Below are 22,082 nucleotides of genomic sequence, written 5' to 3' on the forward strand. Positions count from 1 at the left end.
GGATCCCGCAGGGCAAGGCGGTGGAACGATGGCGCGTGTGCTCCTGAACGGCATCACCAAAACCATCGGCGATCATTTGATCGTCAAGAACATCAATCTCGACATTCCCGACAAGGAATTTTTCATCCTCGTGGGGCCGTCCGGTTGCGGCAAGTCCACCACCCTGCGCATGATCGCGGGACTGGAGGACGTGACCTCCGGCGAGATTTCCATCGACGGCCGGGTGGTCAATCACGTCCGAGCCAAAGATCGCGACATCGCCATGGTCTTCCAGAACTACGCCCTCTACCCCCACATGACCGTCTACGAGAACATGGCCTTCGGCCTGAAGCTTCGGGGCTACTCTCGAGGAGAAATCCATCAACGCGTCAAGGAGGCGGCGGACATCCTGAACCTCGGCTCCTATTTGGATCGAAAACCAAAGGCCCTTTCCGGCGGTCAACGTCAGCGGGTCGCCGTGGGCCGGGCCATCGTCCGGAAACCCCGGGTTTTTCTTTTCGACGAACCCCTCTCCAACCTGGACGCCAAACTCCGGGTCCAGATGCGGCTGGAGCTTTCTAAGCTTCACGAACGCCTGCAAACCACCATCATCTACGTCACCCACGACCAGGTGGAAGCCATGACCATGGGCGACCGGATTTGCGTCATGAAAGACGGAGAGGTTCAACAAGTGGCGCCGCCCTTGGAGCTGTACGAGCGCCCGGCCAACCGGTTCGTGGCTGGCTTCATCGGCAACCCGCCCATGAACTTTTTCCCGGTGATGGTCGAAGCCCAGAAGAACTGCATCCGCCTCCGCCACGCCTCTTTCACCCTCACCGTCCCCAAATCCCTGCTGGACGCCGTCCGCCCCCACGTGGGGAAAGAAGTGTATTTCGGTATCCGGCCGGAGGACCTCTACGACCGTCTCTTTTACAACTATCCCGTCTTGGAGAAGTCCAGCGTCAAAGCCGTTGTGGACGTCGTCGAACCCATGGGGTCGGAGGTCTATCTCTACCTCAAGGCCGGCACGGTGGACCTCGTGGTCCGCGTGCCTTCCTACGTCAAAGCGGAAGCGGGCAAGCAAATGGAACTGGTTTTCAACTTGGAACGGATGCACCTGTTCGACATCCAAACGGGCCTGGCGCTCTTGAAACCTCTCGCCCGGAACGCTCCCCAGCCTCTACAACCTGTCGCTCCCGCTTGAGGACACCCCCATCCGCTTGAAATGCATGGCCCTCGCCGGGGCCCTGGCCTTTCCGGCCGGGTGGGCCCGCGCAGAATCGGCGCCGCGATACGGGCACAAAGGGTATGCGGAAGCGTCCCCTGCCACGCTGGCCGACGCGGGGCTCTACCGCGATACCGGACGGCAAGTCAAACTGTGCGCGCCCGCGGCCCGGGCTTTCGTACGGATGACCGAGGCCGCGCGCGAAGCCGGGGTGGGGATCGTCCCCATCTCGGGGTTCCGCTCCGTGGCCTACCAGAAAACCCTCTTCGACCGCGCGGTGAAACGGTACGGGTCCGAACGAGGGGCCGCCCGCTGGGTCGCGCCGCCGGGCCATTCCGAACACGCCACGGGTTTGGCGCTGGATGTGGGGGACGCCTCCCGCCGCGATACCGACGTCGAGCAAAGTTTCAAGTCCACCCCGGCCGCCCGCTGGCTGGCCACCCACGCCGCTCGGTTCGGTTTTGAACTTTCCTTCCCGCCCGACAACCCCCAGGGCGTCCAACACGAACCCTGGCATTGGCGTTTCGTCGGCACCGACGAAGCCCAACTCCTTTTTCATCCAGGGCCCCCGAAGAAGCTATAATCTCCTTTTCATCTCCATTCCAAGCGAGGCGTTCCCATGGCCGGCGAATACATTTACACCATTGAAGACCTTTCCAAATCCTACGGACCCAAAAAACTCTTCGAAAGCATCCACCTCTCTTTCTACCACAAAGCCAAAATCGGCATCGTGGGAGAAAACGGCTCCGGCAAGTCCACCCTGCTTCGGATCATGGCCGGAGAAGAAAAAGATTTCATGGGGAAAGCGGAGCTGAAGAAGGGCGCCACCCTGGGATACCTTCCCCAAGAACCCCGCCTCGACAACGCCAAGACGGTCCGGGAAGAGGTCGAGGAAGCCTTCGCCGACATCAAGAAACTCCTCGCCGACTACGACAAGGTGTCGGACAGCATGTCCGGCGACCTTTCGCCCGACGATATGGAGAAGGCGCTGGAAAAGATGGGCCGTCTACAAGAACAGATCGAAGCCGTGGACGGCTGGAACCTGAAACGCCAAGTCGATATCGCCATGGACGCCCTCGTCCTTCCTCCGGACGATACGCTCTGCCGCGTGCTCTCCGGCGGCGAGGCCCGCCGCGTAGCGCTCTGCAAACTTTTGCTGAAAAAGCCCGACATGCTCCTCCTGGACGAACCCACCAACCACCTGGACGCGGAAACCGTGGAGTGGCTCGAGCAGGCCCTGAAAGAGTATCCGGGCAACGTCATTATCGTCACCCACGACCGCTACTTTTTGGACCACATCACCCAATGGATTCTGGAATTGGACCACGGCAAAGGCATCCCCTTTGAAGGGAATTACGCCAAATGGGTCGAAGCCAAAGCCAAACGCGCCGCCGACGAGGACAAGCGCTCCTCCGCCATGAAGAAACATATGGAAAAAGAACTGGCCTGGCTCCGCCAAAGCCCGTCGGGCCGCCGCGCCAAAAACAAAGCCCGCGTCACCGCCTACGAGAGCTTGGCCGCCCAAAAGCACGAGATCCAGGTGGACAGCTTGGACATCGAGGTCGTTCCCGGACCCGCCCTGGGCAACAAGGTCATCCGCGCCGAGGGCCTGTCCAAGTCCTACGGCGACAACCTCCTGATCAAAGACTCGACTTTCGACATCCCCCGGGGCGCCATCGTGGGACTCGTGGGGCCCAACGGGGTTGGAAAAACGACGCTCCTCCGCATGATCACCGGCCAAGAAAAACCGGATTCGGGAAAGCTCGACATCGGGGAAACGGTGGTCTTCTCCTACGTGGACCAAAAACGCGAGACCTTGACCCCGACCCACAACGTCTACCAGGAAATCTCGGGCGGCGTGGACATCTTGAACATCGGCGGCAAAGAAGTGCCCGCGCGGGTCTATCTCACCCGTTTCAATTTCCGCGGCCCGGACCAGCAAAAAAAGGTCGGCTCCCTTTCCGGCGGCGAACGCAACCGCCTCCACCTGGCCAAACAGATGCTGACCGGCGGCAACGTCCTCCTTCTCGACGAACCCACCAACGACTTGGACGTGGACACCATCCGCGCCCTGGAAGATGCCCTGTTGGACTATTCCGGTTGCGTTTTGGTCATCAGCCACGACCGGTTTTTCCTCGACCGGGTCTGCACCCACCTCCTGGTGTTCGAGGGCGACGGCAAACTGCGTTGGTTCGACGGCAACTTCGAAGAGTACCACGCCAAACACCTGGAAGAAACCGGCGGCCGAGAGGAGAACCGACGATCCAAATTCAAGAAACTCACGCTCCGCTGACGGCCGGGGGGGGGCTTCTTTCCGCCCGACGGGTTTCAAAAATATTCCCCACAGACACCGGTCCGCTCACCGTTTTAAACGACATTTCCTTGGAGATCCCCCGGGGCGAGTTCCTGGCCCTCCAGGGCGCCTCGGGGTCCGGGAAATCCACGTTGTTGTCCCTGCTCGCCGGGCTGGACCGCCCCACGTCCGGAGAGATCACCCTGGACGGGGAACGGTTGGATCCATTGCCGGAAAAAGAGTTGGCCCGCGTGCGGCGGGACAAAGTCGGTTTCGTCTTCCAATCCTTTCATCTGGTGCCGAGCCTCACGGTTCTTGAAAATGTTCAACTCCCCTTGGCGTTCCGCCGGGGAGGGTTCACCCAGCTCGCCAAGGCGCGAGAATTGTTGGAGCGGGTGGACCTCTGGGACCGGGCCCACTTTCTTCCGGGCCAACTGTCCGGAGGGGAAAAACAGCGCGCCGCCATCGCCCGCGCCCTGATCAATGACCCCGCCCTGGTTTTCGCCGACGAACCCACGGGAAACCTGGACTCCGCCAACGGCCGCCGGGTTCTGGATCTGTTGGAGGACCACACGGTTAAAATCGGCCGAACGCTCCTCCTCGTCACCCACGACCCGGACATCGCCGCCCGCGCTCACCGCCGCCTCCACATCCGAGACGGCCGCCTGGATCCCCTGCCATGACCCCCCTAAAAACAGACCTCCCCTTCATCCCCTCCTTACGAAGGAGGGGAACCCATCAAAACCCTCAGAAAGGCCTCCTGGGGGTGGCCGTGTTCCCTCGCCTTCCCAAGGGGAGGGCCAGGGAGGGGTTTTATCGCCGTCCCAAAGACCCAAACCATGAATCCGTCCACAACGTCCCATCGTCAAATTGAACCGCCCCGTAGCCTCTCCGTATGAAAGGTCTCGGTCCACTTAAAATCGCTCTGCGGGAAGTTCGTTATCGGCCGATCTATGCGGCGCTTTTTGTCCTTTCCATGGCCGTGGGGACCGCCAGCTTAATGGCGTTGGCGGGAGTATCCGGCGTGGTGAGAAAAACGCTGACCTCCCAGGCCAAGGAACTGTGGTCGGCGGACATCACCGTGAAGGGGAGCGAAGGGGTCCTGGACGACCTGGAGAAATGGGCGAAGGGCCGCTGGCCGGGGCTCCGCGGGGCCCGATCCATCGACACGCTTTCCATGGCCCAACACCGGGCCTCCCGAAAAACGGCCCAGGTCACGCTCTCCGCCATCAGTTCGGAATATCCCCTCTATGGAACAATCACCACGGGTTCCGGGCGACCGTTCCATGCCGCGCTCCGCCCGGGATCCATCGTGGTGGGCGATCGTTTGCTGAAGGGCTGGAACCTCGCGGTGGGAGATTCTCTTAGAATCGGCGCCTTGGACCTCACGATCGCCGACACCGTGGTGGAACGGACGGACGTGCCCACCTCCTTTTTTGAACTCTCGCCCACCGTTTTCCTGACCCTGGACGACCTCCGGGATTCCCAACTCATGTCGCCCGGAAGCCGCGCCTCGAACACCCTCTCTCTCAACTTGCCCCCCGAAACAGACCTGGCCAAAGCCCTCGCCGAGGTCAAAGCGCGCGCCGCCTCTGAAACGACCGAGGTCGCCAGTTGGGCCACCGACAACCCGGGCATTTTAAAATTCATTCAAACCATCCTCCTCTATTTGCAATTTCTCGCGCTTCTCACCTTGACCCTGGGCGGGATCGGCACGGCCACCGCTCTCTCGGCGGCTTTGAACGCGGGGCAAAAGAGTTTAGGCATGATCTTCGCCCTCGGCGCGCCGCGGGGTTTTGTCTACCGAATCTGGGGATGGTGGGTGGCCCTCCTGTCGGCGTTGGGGCTCGGCGCGGCGCTCCTCCTCGGACGGGTCTTAAGCGGGCGCTTGCTTTCGCTCTTCGGCGATCTCTTGCCCCGCGGGCTCCTGCCGGCGTTTCCAGCGGCGGCGCTTCTCCAAGCGGCCGGGGTGGGCCTGGGCGCCGGTTTTCTGTTCACGCTCCTGCCGCTCCTCAAACTGGGGGACATCGCCCCGAACGTCATATTGTCCGACGACGTCCCGGCCTTCCCCGCCCGACGGCTCCGAACCGCGGGGGTTCTCGCTTTCGGCGTGGGGGGCTTTTTCCTGTTGGCCTGGGCCCAGACCGGGCACGCCCATCCGGCGTTCCAATACGTGGGAATCCTCGCTCTCTTGATCTTCGTCGGAGGCGGGTTCGTCGCTCTCGCCATGGGGGGCCTGCGCCGGGGTCTTTCCCGTTTCACCTGGACCCTCCCCCGCCTGGCGGCGCGGGGCCTGGCCCGGCCCGGGAACCTGAACGACGCGGTGGTTCTTTCCGTCACGCTTTCCCTCACCGTGATCCTGACCCTCTTCCTTTTGGAACGAAACCTCTTTTCCCAGATGATCGAAAGTTTCCCCCCCGACGCCCCCAACGCTTTTTTCATCAATATCCAGCCGACCCAAGCCCCTCTTTTCCGACAACTCCTCGACAAACCTGCCGCGCGGCTTTTTCCCTTGGTCCGGGGCCGGGTGGTCGCCGTCAACGACACCCCGGTGCAGGAGATCAACCGGAGGGGAGACCGCGGCGGCCGCGGCGGCGACCGTTTGACCCGGGAATTCGGCTTTACCTACGGGGAAGATCTCCTCCCCACCGACACGGTGGTGGAGGGGCCCGGCCTTTGGGACCCCCGCATCGATGGGCCCCAGGTGTCGGTTTTTGAAAATTACAAAAAGCGTTTCGGTCTCCGTCGCGGCGACCGCCTCACCGTGAGCCTTTTGGGCCGAAGATTCACGGCGACCGTGTCCTCCTTTCGGGCCATCAACCAATCCGTTCGCCAACCGTTTTTCTACTTTTATTTCCGCCCCGGGCTACTGGAAGAGGTCCCCCACACCCTCATGACCGGCCTGGCCCTCCCCCGGGACCGCCTGCCCAACCTGCAGAACGAATTGGCCGAGGCTCTTCCGAACGTCACCGTGGTGGATCTCTCCGACGTGGCCGCGCTGACCGGCCGGTTGTTTCATCGGCTGGGCCGGATCGTGAGGGTCCTCGGATTTTTCGGACTTTCTTCGGGAATCCTTCTCCTGCTGTCCAGCCTGCTCGCTTCCCTGGCCTCCCGCACGAAGGAATCCGCCCTCTTCCGCGTGTTGGGCGCCTCCCGGCGCCAGATCGTGGGCGTGGCCCTTCTCGAATACACGCTCATCGCGGGGACCGGCGCCCTGGCGGCCTTGGCCCTCGGCACGGCGGCGAGCGCTCTCCTGCTCCGCCGCGTTTTTGAGCTCCGCCTCGAACTTTTTCCGGCCCCCACCGGCCTGATCCTGGGAGCGGCGGCGGGGGGGATGGTCCTGCTTTCTTGGGCCATGACCCGGAGCGCATTCCTCGCTCCGCCCATGGAGGCGTTGCGCCATGAGTAAGAAGGGACTTCTTCTTTGGATAGGAGCGGCGGTCTTCCTGGCCGCCTGCGGAAAATCCGAACCGGCTCTCGCGCCCAGAACCGCGCCGCTGGCCGAGACCCCCCTGCGAATCCTCGCCTTCGGCGACAGCCTGACCGCCGGCAAGGATCTGGAGGACCCGGACCGCGAGGCCTACCCGGCCGTCTTGGAGCGGCTCCTGAAGGAGGCGGGACATTCCGTGACCGTGACCAACGCCGGACATTCGGGCGACACCACCTTTGATGCCCTGGCGCGATTGGACTTCAGTCTGGCGGAGAAACCGCGGATCGTCATCGTGGGCCTGGGATCCAACGACACCTTCCAAGGGAAACGGCTGGCCGACATGGAAAAGAATCTGGACGAGACCGTCCGCCGGTGCCGGGAAGCGGGCGCCGTGGTGGTCCTCTGCGGCATGAAGACCTTTCCCAACTTTGGGCTCTTTTACGCCTCCGACTACGCTAAAATGTTCAAACGGGTGGCCCACCGACAGCGCGCGATCCTGGTTCCGTTCATGTTGGAAGGCGTGGCCGGGGACCCCGCCATGAACCTCCCGGACATGATCCATCCCAACCCCCGCGGGCAGGAGCGGGTCGCGCAAAACCTACTGCCCTATGTGGAAAAAGCGCTCAAAAAAACGAAGGAGTGATAGGTGAAAAATAAACTCGTCCACACGGCCATCCTCCTGGCCGTTCTGTTCGGCGCCTCCGCCGCCCGGGCGGCGCGGCCGGATCGCGCGGTTTTTTTATCGACGAAAGAGGAAATTCGTTGCTTGGCGGTGGAGCGGATCCGTTCGGCGGGGGCCGATTACGAGCGCGTGATCGTTCGCGCGGAAACCCGATTGCGGGACCTGCACGAAAATTACCAGGTGGCCGGGGGCACCCCCCCCACTCGATTGGACGGGGACCTGGGCGAACTCCGCGGCGCTTGCCAGAAAGAACAGCGGCTCGTGACGGCGGGCCGCGCGCCCCCAGCGGACCCCGCGGCCCGATCCATGGTTGAAAGGAAATGGGGCCTTTTCCGTGAAGAGTTCAACGCTTTGTTGCGCCGGATCGAAGACCAAAAACGCGAGGGCTGGGCCGAGAGCCGGATCTATTGGGAGAGCCTCCACACGTTTGACGAATTGTCCGAAACCATCGCCACGAACCTCCTGTTCAACACCCCGCCCAAAGAGCGGGGACTGGAAGAGGCCTTGAGCCGGGACAAGGGCGTTCTCTTGAAAGCCTGCGAAAGCGCGCCCAAAAAATCGCGCGGCGCCACCCCGCGGATCGTGGTTCCCCACGAACACGCCGGCGCTTCCCACCCGGATGTCCAAGCGTTCTATCGCGCCTTGGACCTCGTTCCCCAGGCCCGTCCCCTTCGTTCCGGTTCTTTCACCGTTCCGCCGGGTTCGCGTACCGTGACCCTGCGGGAGAACGCCGGCCGCCTTGTGTTTCGACCCATGAGGGGAAAAGGGATCGCTTATCTCGGCCAAAGCGAGACCGAACTCTCCTATGAATACGTGGCCGTCCCGCCCGACACCGCTTATTATTTTGAGAATACGGGAACGGAACCGTTGGAGTTGGATTTCGTGTCGGTCAAACCGTGAGGAGGGAGGCGAAAATGGATCAACTGATTTTGTCGGGCCTGGAACTGTGGCTGAGGGTCGGCTGTACGGAGGGGGAACGGGCCTTCCCCCAGCGGATCGAACTCGACGTCACTCTGGAACTCCCGCTGGCCGACGCGGGAAAGGGGGACCACCTCGCCGCGACGATCGATTACGCCGAGGTCTGCGCCCTCCTCAAGAAAACCTTGGAAGCCAAAACCTTCAAACTCGCCGAAGCCGTGGCCGAACAGGCCTCGGAACTTCTCCTCTGGAAACACAAACTATCCCGGGTCACCGTCCTCGTCAAGAAACGAGCCCTCCCCGGCCTCGCCTGGGCCGGCGTCCAAATCCAACGGCCTTAACCCGGGTCGACTCTTTTAGGGTTGGTAGGTGGCGAAACTTTTATCGGTTTCCCAGAGGGTCACGCGGGTCACCGGAAGGCCCTTGCTTCGGGCCACGCGGAAAATTTCCCTGGCGATGTTTTCAGCGGTGGGATTGCCGGAGAGGAGATAAAAAGGCTCCCCCAGCCCTTTCAGAATCTTGACCAGCGGGTCGTCTTTCCGAAGGATCATTTGGTGATCCAGGTTCTGATCGATCCAGCTTTGCAAATGGGTCTTGATTTCGCCGAAATCCATCACCATGCCCCGGCGGTCGAGCTTTTGGGCGGACAATTCCACCTCCGCCCGGCCGTTGTGCCCATGGGGATGGCGGCACTTTCCCTCGTAGTTCATCAGCCGGTGCCCGTAACAAAAGTGGATTTGGCTGACGATGCGAAACATGGAAAGTATGCTAAAATAATCCTTCCTTCAGGTCAACCAACCTCGTCGAAGAATTTGAAAAGGAGCGTTCATGAGCCGAGCTGAAAAAATCGTCGCTTTCATCTTGGGGGCCCTGCTGTTCACCGGCCTCTTCGTTTTCATTAACAGCGCTTTGAAGACTCCGCCCGCTGAGCCGCCTTACGGAGACGACGCCTATCCCGATGCCGGAGACGAAGATTCCTACGATTACACTGTTAATACCGACACCATGACCGCGGAAGACCTGATTCCCGCGGACGAAAACGCCGCCGGGTCGCCCGTCCAGCCTCCGGCCAAGCCCGTTTCCCGAACCCCACCCGGGAAAAAACAGTAGTTTAAAATCAGACCAGTCCCTCGTCCCCCGGATCGGGCTCGAGGGCGGAGAGGTTTCCATGCCCCCATCCCGCCGTCCCTACAATCACCTATGGGAAGCTTTGCGCCAAACCCACGTGGTCCGGTTCCCCCGGCACCGCCTGGCCACGTTCGGCCGCAGCGAGATCCACTACCAGTTGGTGACGGCGGTTTCCGCCCAACCGGTGCGCGCCAACGTCCGCTCCGGAAAAGTGATCGCCGAACGTCCCCAAATCCTGACGCCGGATCTTTTTTCCCAGCGCTTTCAAGGATTCGGCGACGATTCCTCTTCTTTCGAACGCTTTCTGAAGGAAAATTTTTCCGACAGTTTTCGCGGCCTTGAATACAGCTTCCGAAACGAACTGACGGGCACCGAACCGCACCACACCGACGCCCGCGAGCTAGCCAAAACGATCCGCCGCGACTTGGACGCCCGGGACGTGGCCCGCGCCGCGGTGATCATCGGTCCCGAAAGCGGATGGTCCTTCGCCCTCATGAAATTCATTTTGGAAGAGACCTCCCAAAGCTTTTCCGTCAACCTCCGGGAACTGGAAGAACGCGGGATGTTTCATCCCGAGGCCGGGGAAGAACGCCGCCGACGCGAGGTGGAGGTTTTCTTCCGTCGAGCGGAGGCCGATCCCTCGCTCATCAAACCCTTGGCCGACCTTTTAAACCGCGCCCAGCTTTTTGATGAGTTCCAAGACCGTTTCTTCGCCCTCGTCAACCGGTCGCGCCCGTGAAGGTCCTTTTGGCCAGGCCCCGGGGGTTTTGCGCGGGGGTGGTTCGAGCCATCGACATCGTGGACATCGCGCTGAAACGTTTTTCCCCGCCGGTCTACGTTCGGAAAGAAATCGTCCACAACCGGGCCGTGGTGGAGGATTTCAAGGCCCGGGGCGTGGTGTTCATCGACCATCTGGACGAGGCGCCGGAAGGGAGTTTGGTGATTTTCTCCGCCCACGGCGTTTCCCCTGAAGTGCGGGCCCGGGCGGAGGCCCGTCGCCTCCGGGTGATCGACGCCACTTGCCCGCTCGTGACCAAGGTTCATTTGGAAGTTCATCGGTTTCTTCGCGAAGGGTATCAACTGGTCTTGATCGGCCACCGTTCCCACGACGAGGTCGACGGAACTTTGGGGGAAGCCCCCGGACAAATTCAATTGGTGGAATGCGTGGACGATGTGGCCCATCTGAACATTCCGCCCCGCGGGCGCGTCATGATCCTCACCCAGACCACGCTCAGTTTGAACGAAACCCGGGACGTGATCGCCGCCATCAAACAGCGTTTTCCCGACGCGCAGACTCCGCCCAAAGACGACATCTGTTACGCCACCCAAAACCGCCAAGACGCCGTGCAGGATTTGGTCGGGCGGGGCATTGAACTGCTTTTGGTGGTGGGCTCAAAAAACAGCTCCAACAGCCAGCGATTGGTGGACGTGGCCCGGCAGTCCGGTTGCCCCGCCCACCTGATCGACCGCTCCGGCGAAATCGATCCGGCCTGGCTTGTCGGCGCTCGCATCGTTGGCGTCACCGCCGGCGCTTCCGCCCCGGAACACTTGGTCCAAGGCGTGCTGGCGTTTCTCCAAGCGCGGGGCGGCGTGGCGGAGGAAGTGCTGGTTCGGGAGGAAGATGTTCACTTCTCCCTTCCGAAAGAACTCGCCCTGCCCGTCCCGAACCGCGAGGGAGCGGTGGGCCTTTAGTGACAACCCCCGCTCCGTCCGTCCTTGTCCTTCGCCATGCGCTTCACGAAGGGCCCGGGACCATCGCCGCTTTCCTAAAAGACGCGGGCGTGGAACACCGTTGCCTTGATGTGTTCAAAAACCGCCCCGCTTTTCCGACCATCGACTCCATCGCCGGACTCGTGGTGATGGGCGGGCCCATGGGCGTCTACGAAAAATCCCGTTTCCCCTTCCTGGTCCGGGAAATCGCCTTTCTGCGAAAGGCCATCGCCGCTGGAAAACCCGTCCTGGGCGTATGTCTGGGCGCGCAACTCATCGCCCATGCCCTGGGAGCGCGGGTCTATCCCCACACGGTTAAAGAAATCGGATGGGGAAAAATTCGCCTGACCGCCGCGGGGAAAAAAGACCCGTGGATGAAACCGGTTTCCCGCTCCCCCTGGGTTTTTCAATGGCACGGGGACACCTTCGATCTGCCCCGCGGCGCCCGCCGGCTGGCCTCCTCCGCCCTCTGCGAAAACCAGGCCTTCCGTTACGGAACCCGCGTCTACGGGCTTCAATACCACATCGAGCTGGACGGGCCCATGATTCGGAACTGGTTGGCTCAGCCTGGCGCCGCGGCGGAGCTGGCCGCCGTCGGTCCCCGGACCCGCCGGGACATTTTGGATGGCCTGCCGACCCGTCTGCCCGGGCTTCATCGTCTCGCCCGGCCATTCATGGCCGGATTCGCCCGCGCCATCCGCTGACTTTTTCTTTCAGTGAACCCTTTGTCCAGGCCTCCTGAATACGCTAAACTGTCCCTTCCACCGTCCCTCATTTTGTTCGTCAGGAATTTGAAATGGATAAAACGCTAAAACGCCCTTTCCCGCGCGCCGAGCTGGCGCAAGCCGTGATGCTGATCGGATTGGGGGTCTTGCTGGTCTCCTTCGTCTTCGCCCGCATGAACCGGGACCCCTTCACCACCTGGTTCTACTCTTTCGCCTGGTGGAGTTACATCCTGATCGTGGACGGGTGGGTCTACCGCCACCGCGGGGAATCCCTTCTTTTGGGCTACCCCAGGCGCTTCGTTTTCCTATCGCTGTGGTCGGTGGTGTTTTGGTGTGGCTTCGAACTTCTTAACTTTCGCCTGCAGAATTGGCACTACGTGGGCCTGCCGCCGGGAACCGGCCTCCGATGGACGGGCTATTTTCTGGCCTTCGCCACCGTCGTGCCCGGCATTTTGGAGACCGCGGACCTGCTCGACACGGCGGGGTTCCTGAAATCCGTTTCCGTGACCCCCCTCATGCGTTCGGCCCGGTGGATTTCGGCGGCCATCGGCTTGGCGCTGTTGGCCCTGCCGCTCCTCTGGCCCACCCTCTTTTTCCCGCTCGTGTGGGGCGCCCCCATCTTCTTGTTGGAACCGGTCAATGAACTTGTGGGCGCCCCTTCGCTCCTCTCCGATTGGCGATCCGGCTCCCTTCGCCGGTTCGCCCTGCTCGCCATGGCGGGGTTTCTCTGCGGACTGCTTTGGGAATTTTGGAACCATTTCGCTGGGGCCCATTGGGTTTACACCGTCCCGGGCTTGGACCGATGGAAGATTTTTGAGATGCCGGTGATCGGATACCTCGGGTTTCTCCCTTTCGCCGTATCGGTTTACACCGTTTCCGCCACGGCCAACATCCTCTGGGAAAGGTCCAACGGCGCGGTCCGGACCCTCCTGGTCCTGGCCGGCCTGGGGTTCAGCCTCTTCGTCTTCGCCGGCCTGGACCGCTGGACGGTGCTCGTCGGATGAAATCCGGGACGTACGTCGTCACCGGGGGCGCGGGGTTCCTGGGGTCGCATCTTTGCGACGCGCTTTTGGACCGGGGCCATCGGGTGATTTGCGTGGATAATTTTCTCACCGGCGCCCCGGCCAATATCGCCCACCGCACGGGCCACGATCGATTCCGTTTTATCAAGCACGACGTCACCCAGGACCTTTATCTGCCCGGACCCATCGATGGCGTGCTTCACTTCGCCAGCCCCGCCTCGCCGCGCGATTACCTTGAATTTCCGATCCAAACGCTCAAGGTCGGCGCCCTGGGAACCCATAAAATGCTGGGCCTGGCCAAAGCCAAGAACGCGCGTTTCCTTTTGGCGTCCACCTCCGAAGTCTACGGGGACCCCCAGGTCCACCCGCAAACTGAAAGCTATTGGGGTCACGTCAATCCCGTGGGGCCCCGGGGCGTTTACGACGAAGCCAAACGTTTCGCCGAAGCCATCGCCATGGCCTACCACCGAAGCCACGGCGTCCGGGTCCGCATCGCCCGTATTTTTAACACCTACGGTCCTCGCATGCGGAAAAACGATGGCCGCGCCGTGCCGGAGTTCATCGCCGCCGCCCTGGCCAAAAAACCCCTTCCGGTCTTCGGCGACGGAGGCCAGACCCGTTCCCTCTGTTACGTGGAAGACGAAGCCGAAGGCCTCCTCCGTTTGCTTTTTTCCAGCCACGTGGGCCCCATGAACATCGGAAATCCCCGCGAGATCTCCGTTTTGGAGATCGCCCGGCTGGTCAAGAAACTCACCCGCAGTCCCAGCCGCATCGTGCACCGCCCGCTCCCTGTGGACGACCCCAAGGTGCGTCAACCCGACATCGCCTACGCTCGGCGGGCCTTGAAATGGGCGCCCACCGTCGCCCTGGAAGAAGGACTTCGCCGCACCATCGCCTGGTTCCGTGCCCCCTCTCGCTAGCCGCCAACGCCGCGAACTCCTCAGCCTCCTCCTCTTTAACTCGTTGGTGGCGGTGGTCCTTTTCCTGGCCCACAACAGCCAAATCATTGTTTACTGGGAAAACGCCTTCGTGGACCTTCGCTACACCATCCGAGGGATGACGCCCCCGGACCCCCGCATCGTCATCGTTGAAATTGACGAAAGTTCCATTAAGGAGATGGGCCTCTTCCCCTGGCCCAGGGAACGCCACGCCCAGTTCATCGATCTTCTCACACGGGCTCGCGCCAAGGCCATCGCCTTCGACGTGCTCTTCACGGAGCGGGACCTGGACCACCCCGAGGACGACGCGCTCTTGGGTGACGCCGCCGACAAGAGCGGCCGCGTGATCTTCTCCATGCTCTTCAATCGGGGCCCGGACGGAACCCCGGCTGAACCGCTGGCCCCCGTGGAACCCTTGCAAAAAGATAACGTGAATTTTGGTTTTGTTAATATTTTTCCGGAGTTCGGCGGCGCTTCCCGCCACTACCCGCTTTGGGTCAAACACAACGGCGCCGTCATCCCCTCTCTGGCCTTTGCCGCCTGGTCCGTTGCCGAGGGACGACTGCCCGAGGAATTGGTCGACCGGGCGCGCCCGGCCGTCGATAGCAGCACCCCTTGGAACGAAGCCTATCTCAACTACACCTATTGGCGGGACGGCCCCGAGAGATCCCCCTTCCCGGCCTATCCCTATGTCGACGTCCTGCGCGGCCGCGTGGATCCCGCGGTCTTTTCCGGAAAGATTGTGCTCATCGGCGCCACCGCGGCGGGCCTTTTCGACGCCAAATCCGCTCCCGGCGCCCCCGTGATTTCCGGCATCGAAATCCACGCCAACGCGCTCAACAACCTGCTAAAAAATAACTTCTTCAATACCTCCTGGACCTCCGGGGGCTGGCTCTTGTTAATCATGGTCTTCTTCGGCGTGGGGTCCGGGCTGTTGATGTCGCGGTCCTCCTCTTTCATCGGAGGCGCCGCGGTCGTCGCCGTCATCCTGGGATACTTCTCTGTGTGTCAATTCTTCTTTAACCGCCATATCCTTTTGGCTTTTACGTCGCCCATCCTTTCCTTCATCATCACTTTCTTGATCACCCTGGGGTATAACCTCTTCATCGCCGACCGGGAGAAACTGAAGATGCAAACCACCTGGTCCCGCTACATGTCGCCGAAATTGGTGGACCTTCTCATCCAGGACCAGGCGGTGTTGACCGCCGGAAACCGGGAAGTCACGGTTTTCTTTTCCGACCTGGTCAAATTCACTTCCCTTTCCGAACAGTTTCCACCCAAGGAACTGGTGGAACTCTTGAACGTTTACTTTTCGGTCATGACCGACATCCTGTTCAAGTATGACCTCACCTTCGATAAATACATCGGTGACTGCATCATGGCCTACGGCAACGCCCCCTTCGAACAACCCGGCCACGCCCTGGCGGCCTGCCGGGCCGCGCTGGAACAGGTGGCCGCGTTGCCGTCCCTCCACAAGAAATTTGCCGACCGCCGCTGGCCCCCCATCGACTTCCGGATCGGCATCCACACCGGCACCGTCCTCTACGGCGACCTGGGCTCCTACACGCGATCCAACTACACCGTCATGGGAGACACCGTCAACCTGGCCTCGCGGCTGGAAGGCGTCAATAAAATGTTCGGAACCCGCATCCTCATTTCGGAATCCACGTTTCAAGCCGCGCAAGCCGAGATCGAGGCGCGGGAACTTGATTTCATCCGCGTCGAGGGCAAAAAACAGCCGATCCGGGTCTACGAGCTCGCCGCGCGAAAAACGCCCTCTCGCCGGAAAAACGGCAGGCCTTCGCCGTTTTCGCCGACGCCCTGCGTCTCTACCGCGAGCGCCGGTTTAAAGACGCCCAAGCCGAATTCCTGCGGGTGGCCACCCTCGTGCCCAACGATCAACCCGCCGCGGTCTACTTTAAGCGGTGCGAGCAATTCCTCCGGACGGAACCCCCGCGCGATTGGGACGGCGTTTTCGTGATGACCTCCAAGTAGTGTGGCCCCGCGCACTCCCGCCACCGACCTCCTGCCGGTTTTCCTTCGCCGCCTCGCCGCCGTGGGAGACCAACCGAAAACACGAATTCTCATCGCCTGCTCGGGCGGCCCCGATTCCATGACCCTCCTGGACCTGGCGGAGCGTTGGCGAGATCTCTCGGATGGGTTCGTCGCGGTGGGGCACGTGGACCATGCCCTGAGGGGCCGGGCGTCCCGCGCGGATGCCGCGTTTGTTCAGAAAGAATGCGACCGCCGCCATCTTCCATTCGGCGTTCAACGCGTGCCTGTCCGGCGCTGGGCCCGACATCGCCGGCGGGGGTTGGAGGACGCCGCCCGGGAACTTCGCTACAGGGCTCTGGCCGCCTTGGCCCGCCGGTTTCGATGCCCCCTGGTGGCCACCGCCCACACCTTGGACGACCAGACCGAAACGGTGGTTCTCAACCTTCTCCGAGGCACGGGCCCCTCCGGCCTGGCCGGGATGGCCGATCGGGCCCCTTGGCCGGTTTCCGTTCCCGGTCAGACCCCGTCGCTGGTCCGGCCCCTGATCACGTTTTCTAAAAAAGAAATTCTTCGGTATCTTCGATCCCGCCGCCTTTCTTTCCGGGTGGACGCGACCAACGCCCTCCCGCTCTTTCTTCGCAACCGACTGCGGCCTGTGCTTCGATCCTGGGAGGCGCTTCGGCCCGGATTCTTTCAGCGCGTGGCCCAAACGGCCCGGATTCTCCGGGACGAGGACGATTTTTGGCGGGCCCGTTTGGCCTCCCGACGGAAGGCCCCCCGCCTCCGCCTTGAACGGGCCCCTTTTTTACGGTATCATGTGGCGGAGCAACGGCGCCGGCTCCGCCACCTGTTCGGCCTCACCCGTTTTGAAACCTTGGAAAGGGTCCGGTTGTTCGCCGCCGACCGCAGCGTCGGCCCCCTGGATATCCCGGGCGGCCGGGTGGCCAAGACCGGATCTTTTCTTCTCTTCCACCGGGAGAACCCATGAGACCCCCTGTGTCCGGTCGTCGGAGCCCAACGGGCGCCGTCCTCCAGGCTTCGCTCCGGGACGCCGGTTGAGCACGCTTCATCCCGACATCGAGAAGGTGCTGTTTTCGGAAACGGAAATTCGCCGGCGCGTCATCGCCCTTGGGCGCGCCATCACCCGGGATTTTCGAGGAAAAGACCTGCTCTTGGTGGCGGTGCTCCGCGGCAGTTTCATCTTTTTGGCGGACCTGGTCCGCGCCATCCAGCTTCCGTGCGCCTTGGACTTCATGGCGGTTTCCAGCTACGCCGGATCGGAATCCACGGGCATCGCCCGGGTCACCTTGGACCTGAAGAAGTCCCCGGTGGGAAAACACGTCCTCTTAGTGGAAGACGTGGTGGACACGGGGCTCACCTTGGCCCGCCTCCGCGGGGCCCTGAAAGGCCGCGGGGTCCGATCCATGAAAGCCTGCGCCTTTTTGGATAAACCCTCGGGGCGCCGCCGCGTGGCCCGGATCGATTATCGCGGTTTCACCGTACCCGACGGTTTTGTGGTGGGATACGGGCTGGATTACAACGAACGGTATCGCAACTTGCCCTACCTCGGGCTCTTGAAGCGCCGGGTCTTCGAACATCCCGGAAAGGCGGACTTATGAAAGGCAACAGTCGCAACGCGGTTCTTTGGATCCTGATTTTCCTGGGGGTGCTCTTTTTCATTCAAAGCCTTCGCACCGCCCGCGGCGGAGAAAATGAAGTCGCCTATTCCGATTTCAAACGCGCGCTCCGCGAGAACCGGATCCTCACGGTCCGGGTGGGCGAAGGCCTCCTGCGCGGCCGATGGAAAGACGCGGAAGGCAAGGAGCTGGCGTTCCGAACGATCCCCCTGAACGATCCGAAACTCGTGGAGGACCTTGAAAAGTCCGGGGTCAAACAGTTCTCCGGAGAAGCGGAACGGGGCTGGCTGAACTCCGTCCTGGGGAACCTTCTTTGGATCGGCGTGTTCTTTTTCCTCTGGTGGTTCGTCATCCTCCGCCAAATGCAGGGAGGGGGAAAACAGGCCATGGCCTTCGGCCGTTCCAAAGCCAAACTTCAGACCGGGAAAAAACAACGCATTACCTTCGCCGAAGTGGCCGGGTGCGACGAAGCCAAGGAAGAACTTCAGGAAATCATCGAGTTCCTGAAAGACCCGGCGAAATTCCAAAAACTCGGGGGCAAAATTCCCAAGGGCGTCCTTTTGTTCGGGGCTCCCGGAACGGGAAAAACGCTTCTGGCGAAAGCCGTTGCCGGCGAGGCGGGCGTTCCGTTCTTTTCCAGCTCCGGCTCGGAATTCGTGGAAATGTTCGTGGGCGTCGGCGCCAGCCGCGTGCGGGACCTTTTCGATCAAGGCCGGAAGAACGCGCCGTGCCTCTTGTTCGTCGATGAAATCGACGCCGTGGGCCGACAGCGGTTCGCCGGCATCGGGGGCGGTCATGACGAACGGGAACAAACCCTCAACCAGCTTTTGGTGGAAATGGACGGGTTCGACACCAAGGAGGGCGTCATCCTCATCGCCGCGACCAACCGGCCTGACGTGCTGGACCCCGCCCTGCTTCGTCCGGGTCGGTTCGACCGGCAAGTTTCCGTCCCCATGCCCGACTTGAAAGGGCGGGAGCAAATTTTGGTGGTCCATTCCAAGACCGTCAAGCTGTCCTCCGGCGTGGATCTCTCCGTGATCGCCCGGCGGACGCCCGGCTTCACCGGCGCCGACCTGGCCAACTTGATCAACGAGGGCGCCCTCTTGGCCGCCCGCCGGAGCAAGAAGTCCGTGGACATGAAAGAACTCGAAGAGGCCATCGACCGCGTCATCGCCGGGCCGGAACGGAAGAGCCGCATGATCAGCGAAAAAGAAAAGCTGGTCATCGCCTACCACGAGTCGGGCCACACCCTGGTGGCCAAGAAACTTCCCACCTCGGACCCCGTGCACAAGGTCTCGATCATCCCGCGCGGTCCCGCCCTGGGGTACACGCTCCAACTTCCCACCGAAGACCGCTATCTCACGACCAAATCGGAAATTCTCAACCGTCTCTGCGTCCTGCTGGGCGGCCGCATGGCCGAACAGATGATTTTCGACGATATCACCACCGGAGCCCAGGACGACCTCTCTAAAGCCACCCAGATCGCCCACAAGATCGTCTGCGAGTACGGGATGTCCGAACGACTGGGTCCCATCACCTACCGAAAAAAATCCGAGGAATTGTTTCTCGGCCGCGAGCTGGGGGAAGGACAAAATTATTCGGACCAAACCGCCCAGATCATCGATGAGGAGGTCAAACGCTTGATCGCCGAGGCCCAGGAACGGGTCAAAACGATCCTCACCGAACATCGCCCCACGCTCGAGGCCTTGGCGAAGCGGCTCGTGGAAAAAGAAGTTTTGAACGGCGAAGAGATCAACGCGCTGGTGGAAGGCCGCCCGCCGGCCGACCCCGCCGTTCCGCCGCCGAGCCCCCGCACGGAACCGGGGGGCGCCGCCCCCGGCCTCACCCCCGCTCCAAGTCCCGCCTGAGGCGATGGGGCCACCGAAACCCGCGCGACTGAAAACGAACTCCGGCGCGTTGGATCTGACCGCCGGTCCCCTCTTGATGGGGATTTTGAATGTGACCCCGGATTCCTTTTCCGACGGCGGTCGCTATGACGCCCTGGACGCCGCCATCGCCCGAGCCGAGACGCTGGCGGCCGAAGGCGCCGCCCTGATCGACGTCGGCGGTGAGTCCACCCGCCCGGGGGCCGACCCGGTCCCCTTGGATGTGGAGCTCCAGCGCGTCATCCCCGTCATCCGAACCCTGGCGTCCCGCCTCCCTCGCCTCCCCGTTTCCGTGGACACCACAAAGGCCGAGGTCGCCCGGATGGCCTTGGAGGAGGGCGCTTCCCTCGTCAACGACGTCTCCGCCCTGGGGGACCCCTGGATGCCGGCGGTCCTGCGAGACCACGACGTTCCCATCGTCCTCATGCACCGGCGCGGGGATCCCCGCACCATGCAGATCCGCCCGACTTACGGAGACGTGGTGGCCGAGATCCTCGCCTTTTTTGAAGAACGCTTGGCCTTCGCCGCCGCCCAGGGGCTCCGTCGCGAGAGATTTCTTCTGGATCCCGGGATCGGGTTCGGAAAAACCACGGACCACAACCTCGAGATCCTGCGCCGGCTTCCGGAATTCCATCGATTGGGGCTTCCGGTGGTGGTGGGGCTTTCCCGCAAATCCTTCCTCGGGCGAATCCTGGGCGGAGAGAACACCCCGGCCTCGCCCTCCGAACGGGCGGAGGGATCCCTGGCCGCCCACCTCTGGGCCGCGGACCGCGGGGCCCACATCCTCCGGGTGCATGAGGTCGGCCCCACGGCCCAGGCCCTCCGTGTCTGGCGGGCCCTTGCCCGAACATAATTGATAGAATAAACTCCCGTGACTAAAACCCTTTCCTCCGATTTCCTCATCATTGGGTCCGGAATCGCGGGGCTGTCTTTGGCGCTCAAGGCTTCCCGCCTCGGCACGGTTCGGCTGGTCACCAAACGACAGCTTTCGGAATCCGCCACCGATTACGCCCAGGGAGGACTGGCCGCCGTCTTCTCCCGCGACGATTCCTTCGAAGCGCATGTCCGGGACACCTTGGCCGCCGGGGCGGGCCTCTGCGACGAGACCGTGGTGCGGAAGGTCGTGACCGAGGCGCCCGCCCGCATCCAAGATCTGATCGACTGGGGCGTCCGATTTTCCTCCACCCCCGCTTTGGTTTCCGAAGAACCCCGTTTCGAACTCGGCCTGGAGGGGGGACATTCCCAACGGCGCATTCTGCACGTGGGCGATTCCACGGGTCACGCCGTTGAACAGGTCCTGGTGGACCGGGTCCGGCAAGACCCCCGCATCACGGTTCACGAACATCACTCCGCCGTGGACCTTCTCACGCGCCGCCGACTGGGCCTCTCCCTGAAACCCAACGACGCCTGCGGCGGCGCCTACGTCTTGGACGTGGAATCCGGCCAGGTGAGAACCTTTCTCGCCCGGGCCACGGCCCTTGCCACCGGCGGCGCCGGAAAGATTTATTTATATACCTCCAACCCCGACATCGCCACCGGCGACGGCATGGCCATGGCCTACCGCGCGGGGGCGCGTTTGGCCAACATGGAATTCGTTCAGTTCCACCCCACCTGCCTGTTCCACCCCAAAGCCAAGAATTTCCTTATCACCGAAGCCCTCCGCGGCGAGGGGGCCATCCTTAAAAACAGGGCCGGACAGCGCTTCGCCAAACAATACGATCCCCGGGGCGAACTGGCCCCCCGGGACATCGTCGCCCGGGCCATTGACGCCGAATTGAAACGCACCGGGGACGAGTGCGTCTTCTTAGACGTGACCCATCGGGGCGCGGACTTCCTCCGCCGCCGGTTCCCTAAAATCCACGAGAAATGTCTCACCTTCGGCATCGACATCACGGCCCAACCCATTCCGGTCGTACCCGCGGCCCATTACTTCTGCGGAGGCGTCTCCACCGATCGGAAGGGCCGAACCACGGTTTCCCGGCTTTCGGCCGTGGGAGAGGTCTCCTGCACGGGCCTTCACGGGGCCAACCGATTGGCCTCCAATTCCCTTCCGGAAGCCCTTGTATTTTCCCACGCCGTGGCCGAGTCCTGGGCCGGATGGGCCGGCGCGGCGTTTCCGCTCCTGGCCCGGGAGGTCTCTCCCTGGAACCCCGGGCGCGCGCGAAATCCCGACGAACAGGTGGTGATCCGCCAGGTCTGGGAAGAAATCCGCCGGTTCATGTGGAACTATGTGGGCATCGTGCGGTCCACCAAACGTCTGGAACGGGCGCGGAGCCGGATCGCGCTTCTCATGAAAGAAATTCAGGATTATTATTGGAACTTCCTGATCACGCCGGACCTTTTGGAACTGCGCAACATCGCTCTCGTGGCCGAGCTCGTCATCCGATCCGCCCTCGCCCGCCGGGAATCCCGGGGACTGCACTTCACCCTCGATTTCCCCCGACGGGAGGACCGCCGATGGAAGAAGAGCCTTCCGCTCCAGGGCCGCTTCGGGCGGAGGGCGAACCCGTGACG

At 62.3% G+C, this 22,082-nt stretch carries 20 protein-coding genes; 19 read left to right on the plus strand and 1 reads right to left on the minus strand.

Translation table 11 applies throughout. From position 1 onward, the window contains the following. The first annotated feature begins 28 nt into the window (after positions 1-28). The 8 genes from ugpC (at position 29) to IPP35_07275 (ending at position 8,868) form a co-directional block, all read left to right on the plus strand. Positions 29-1,183, plus strand: a complete 1,155-nt coding sequence (ugpC, locus tag IPP35_07240) for a sn-glycerol-3-phosphate ABC transporter ATP-binding protein UgpC (GenBank protein ID MBL0058892.1) — start codon at positions 29-31, stop codon at positions 1,181-1,183. A gap of 16 nt (positions 1,184-1,199) precedes the next feature. Continuing rightward, on the plus strand, positions 1,200-1,787 hold the full coding sequence (locus tag IPP35_07245; GenBank protein MBL0058893.1) for a M15 family metallopeptidase: 588 nt from the start codon (positions 1,200-1,202) through the stop codon (positions 1,785-1,787). Positions 1,788-1,823: 36 nt separating this feature from the next. Further along, positions 1,824-3,497 carry an energy-dependent translational throttle protein EttA gene (gene ettA, locus IPP35_07250; GenBank protein ID MBL0058894.1) on the plus strand — a complete coding sequence of 558 codons (1,674 nt, stop codon included), beginning with the start codon at positions 1,824-1,826 and terminating at the stop codon, positions 3,495-3,497. Next, complete coding sequence (locus IPP35_07255) at positions 3,494-4,180, plus strand: ABC transporter ATP-binding protein (protein MBL0058895.1); 687 nt, start codon at positions 3,494-3,496, stop codon at positions 4,178-4,180. The genes ettA and IPP35_07255 overlap by 4 nt, the downstream gene beginning before the upstream one ends. 212 nt (positions 4,181-4,392) lie before the next feature. Further along, positions 4,393-6,906: an ABC transporter permease gene (locus IPP35_07260; protein ID MBL0058896.1), complete on the plus strand. Its 2,514-nt coding sequence runs from the start codon at positions 4,393-4,395 to the stop codon at positions 6,904-6,906. Further along, entirely contained in the window at positions 6,899-7,570 is a 672-nt protein-coding gene (locus tag IPP35_07265; protein ID MBL0058897.1) for an arylesterase, read from the plus strand. The genes IPP35_07260 and IPP35_07265 overlap by 8 nt, the downstream gene beginning before the upstream one ends. Positions 7,571-7,573: 3 nt before the next feature. Then, positions 7,574-8,509, plus strand: a complete 936-nt coding sequence (locus IPP35_07270) for a hypothetical protein (protein ID MBL0058898.1) — start codon at positions 7,574-7,576, stop codon at positions 8,507-8,509. A 14-nt stretch (positions 8,510-8,523) separates the two neighbouring features. Further along, positions 8,524-8,868, plus strand: coding sequence for a dihydroneopterin aldolase (locus IPP35_07275; protein ID MBL0058899.1), 345 nt, complete (start codon positions 8,524-8,526; stop codon positions 8,866-8,868). Between the two features lie 15 nt (positions 8,869-8,883). Here the strand turns inward: IPP35_07275 and IPP35_07280 are convergent, their stop codons facing one another. Then, a complete protein-coding gene (locus tag IPP35_07280) occupies positions 8,884-9,285 on the minus strand; it encodes a 6-carboxytetrahydropterin synthase (protein ID MBL0058900.1) in 402 nt (133 codons plus the stop codon). Between the two features lie 70 nt (positions 9,286-9,355). Here IPP35_07280 and IPP35_07285 point away from each other — a divergent pair, with 70 nt between their 5' ends. From IPP35_07285 to nadB, 11 genes are all read left to right on the plus strand, one after another. Further along, the gene (locus IPP35_07285) at positions 9,356-9,637 is read left to right on the plus strand and encodes a hypothetical protein (protein MBL0058901.1); all 282 of its coding nucleotides are present in this window, start codon (positions 9,356-9,358) and stop codon (positions 9,635-9,637) included. 58 nt (positions 9,638-9,695) lie between these two features. Further along, complete coding sequence (locus IPP35_07290) at positions 9,696-10,394, plus strand: hypothetical protein (protein MBL0058902.1); 699 nt, start codon at positions 9,696-9,698, stop codon at positions 10,392-10,394. Next, positions 10,391-11,347: a 4-hydroxy-3-methylbut-2-enyl diphosphate reductase gene (gene ispH, locus IPP35_07295; protein ID MBL0058903.1), complete on the plus strand. Its 957-nt coding sequence runs from the start codon at positions 10,391-10,393 to the stop codon at positions 11,345-11,347. The genes IPP35_07290 and ispH overlap by 4 nt, the downstream gene beginning before the upstream one ends. Then, positions 11,347-12,069, plus strand: a complete 723-nt coding sequence (locus IPP35_07300; GenBank protein MBL0058904.1) for a type 1 glutamine amidotransferase — start codon at positions 11,347-11,349, stop codon at positions 12,067-12,069. Before ispH ends, IPP35_07300 begins: the two co-directional genes overlap by 1 nt. A gap of 92 nt (positions 12,070-12,161) precedes the next feature. Beyond that, entirely contained in the window at positions 12,162-13,094 is a 933-nt protein-coding gene (locus IPP35_07305) for a hypothetical protein (GenBank protein ID MBL0058905.1), read from the plus strand. Beyond that, entirely contained in the window at positions 13,091-14,032 is a 942-nt protein-coding gene (locus IPP35_07310; protein ID MBL0058906.1) for an SDR family oxidoreductase, read from the plus strand. Before IPP35_07305 ends, IPP35_07310 begins: the two co-directional genes overlap by 4 nt. Next, positions 14,016-16,031: a CHASE2 domain-containing protein gene (locus IPP35_07315; protein MBL0058907.1), complete on the plus strand. Its 2,016-nt coding sequence runs from the start codon at positions 14,016-14,018 to the stop codon at positions 16,029-16,031. The genes IPP35_07310 and IPP35_07315 overlap by 17 nt, the downstream gene beginning before the upstream one ends. A gap of 829 nt (positions 16,032-16,860) precedes the next feature. Next, the gene (gene hpt, locus IPP35_07320; protein ID MBL0058908.1) at positions 16,861-17,664 is read left to right on the plus strand and encodes a hypoxanthine phosphoribosyltransferase; all 804 of its coding nucleotides are present in this window, start codon (positions 16,861-16,863) and stop codon (positions 17,662-17,664) included. Continuing rightward, on the plus strand, positions 17,661-19,550 hold the full coding sequence (ftsH, locus tag IPP35_07325) for an ATP-dependent zinc metalloprotease FtsH (GenBank protein MBL0058909.1): 1,890 nt from the start codon (positions 17,661-17,663) through the stop codon (positions 19,548-19,550). Before hpt ends, ftsH begins: the two co-directional genes overlap by 4 nt. 76 nt (positions 19,551-19,626) lie before the next feature. Continuing rightward, the gene (gene folP / locus IPP35_07330; protein ID MBL0058910.1) at positions 19,627-20,421 is read left to right on the plus strand and encodes a dihydropteroate synthase; all 795 of its coding nucleotides are present in this window, start codon (positions 19,627-19,629) and stop codon (positions 20,419-20,421) included. A gap of 18 nt (positions 20,422-20,439) precedes the next feature. Continuing rightward, positions 20,440-22,080, plus strand: a complete 1,641-nt coding sequence (nadB, locus tag IPP35_07335; protein MBL0058911.1) for an L-aspartate oxidase — start codon at positions 20,440-20,442, stop codon at positions 22,078-22,080. Positions 22,081-22,082: the final 2 nt, after the last annotated feature.

It is taken from the genome of Elusimicrobiota bacterium (genome assembly GCA_016721625.1).
GTDB lineage: Bacteria > Elusimicrobiota > Elusimicrobia > FEN-1173 > FEN-1173 > JADKHR01.

Bases quoted from the DNA above. Each gene is read 5' to 3' on its own strand.
- ettA (MBL0058894.1), top strand. From the start codon at position 1,824: ATGGCCGGCGAATACATTTACACCATTGAAGACCTTTCCAAATCCTAC.
- folP (MBL0058910.1), top strand. From the start codon at position 19,627: ATGGGGATTTTGAATGTGACCCCGGATTCCTTTTCCGACGGCGGTCGC.
- ugpC (MBL0058892.1), top strand. From the start codon at position 29: ATGGCGCGTGTGCTCCTGAACGGCATCACCAAAACCATCGGCGATCAT.
- ftsH (MBL0058909.1), top strand. From the start codon at position 17,661: ATGAAAGGCAACAGTCGCAACGCGGTTCTTTGGATCCTGATTTTCCTG.
- IPP35_07280 (MBL0058900.1), bottom strand. From the start codon at position 9,285: ATGTTTCGCATCGTCAGCCAAATCCACTTTTGTTACGGGCACCGGCTG.
- IPP35_07290 (MBL0058902.1), top strand. From the start codon at position 9,696: ATGCCCCCATCCCGCCGTCCCTACAATCACCTATGGGAAGCTTTGCGC.
- IPP35_07260 (MBL0058896.1), top strand. From the start codon at position 4,393: ATGAAAGGTCTCGGTCCACTTAAAATCGCTCTGCGGGAAGTTCGTTAT.
- IPP35_07265 (MBL0058897.1), top strand. From the start codon at position 6,899: ATGAGTAAGAAGGGACTTCTTCTTTGGATAGGAGCGGCGGTCTTCCTG.
- IPP35_07285 (MBL0058901.1), top strand. From the start codon at position 9,356: ATGAGCCGAGCTGAAAAAATCGTCGCTTTCATCTTGGGGGCCCTGCTG.
- hpt (MBL0058908.1), top strand. From the start codon at position 16,861: ATGTGGCGGAGCAACGGCGCCGGCTCCGCCACCTGTTCGGCCTCACCC.
- IPP35_07305 (MBL0058905.1), top strand. From the start codon at position 12,162: ATGGATAAAACGCTAAAACGCCCTTTCCCGCGCGCCGAGCTGGCGCAA.
- IPP35_07275 (MBL0058899.1), top strand. From the start codon at position 8,524: ATGGATCAACTGATTTTGTCGGGCCTGGAACTGTGGCTGAGGGTCGGC.
- IPP35_07310 (MBL0058906.1), top strand. From the start codon at position 13,091: ATGAAATCCGGGACGTACGTCGTCACCGGGGGCGCGGGGTTCCTGGGG.